This is a genomic window from Streptomyces sp. PTL18 (assembly GCF_059510295.1).
Window position 1 is genome coordinate 1 of sequence record NZ_JCAJZO010000150.1, and the last position, 392, is coordinate 392.

General features: G+C 72.7%; 1 protein-coding gene. It reads left to right on the forward strand.

The genetic code is table 11. The annotated features are described in order from the left end of the window. On the forward strand, positions 1-392 hold a 392-nt coding region (locus tag AC5WS8_RS39420; RefSeq protein WP_496108282.1), incomplete at both ends, for a beta-ketoacyl synthase N-terminal-like domain-containing protein.

Consider the following 392-nt stretch of genomic DNA (forward strand, 5'->3'; position numbering starts at 1 on the left):
TCTTCGTGGAGTTCTCGCGGCAGCGGGGGCTGGCGGTGGACGGGCGGTGCAAGGCGTTCGCGGAGGGTGCGGACGGGACCGGTTGGTCCGAGGGTGTCGGTGTGCTCCTGGTGGAGCGGCTGTCGGACGCCCGCCGCAACGGTCACCGGGTGCTGGCGGTGGTCCGGGGCAGCGCGGTGAACCAGGACGGTGCGTCGAACGGTCTTACGGCGCCGAACGGGCCGTCGCAGCAGCGGGTGATCCGGCAGGCGCTGGCCGGTGCCGGGTTGGCCCCGGCGGATGTGGATGCGGTGGAGGCGCACGGCACGGGCACGACGCTGGGTGACCCGATCGAGGCGCAGGCGCTGATCGCGACGTACGGTCAGGATCGTGAACGGCCGTTGTGGCTGGGT